Annotated in this window: 1 protein-coding gene; it reads left to right on the top strand. The window is 59.8% G+C overall.

Features of this window, described 5'->3' with window-relative positions; genetic code table 11:
* A partial coding sequence (locus IB266_RS30490; protein WP_318646615.1) for a POTRA domain-containing protein occupies nucleotides 1-458 on the top strand: 458 nt, incomplete at both ends.

Here is a 458-nt window from a genome sequence, read left to right as displayed (position 1 = left end):
CTCAAGACCACCAACTGGCTGTCGTTCTTCAAGAACGACGACAAGTACGCCCGTGAAAAACTCTCCGGTGACCTGGAGCGCCTGCGTTCCTACTACCTGGACCGTGGCTACATCAACATGGACATCGCTTCGACCCAGGTGTCCATCACCCCGGACAAGAAGCACGTCTACATCACCGTCAACGTCAACGAAGGCGAGAAGTACACCGTTCGTGACGTCAAGCTCAGCGGTGACCTGAAGGTTCCCGAGGACCAGGTCAAGTCGCTGCTGCTGGTACAGAAGGGCCAGGTGTTCTCGCGCAAGCTGATGACCACCACCTCCGAGCTGATCACCCGCCGCCTGGGTAACGAGGGCTACACCTTCGCCAACGTCAACGGCGTGCCGCAGCCGCATGATGAAGACCACACCGTCGACATCACGTTCGCCGTGGACCCGGGCAAGCGCGCCTACGTCAACCG

This window comes from Pseudomonas sp. Pdm06, assembly GCF_014851795.1.
GTDB lineage: Bacteria > Pseudomonadota > Gammaproteobacteria > Pseudomonadales > Pseudomonadaceae > Aquipseudomonas > Aquipseudomonas fluorescens_AA.
This window is presented reverse-complemented; position numbering and strand designations above follow the sequence as displayed.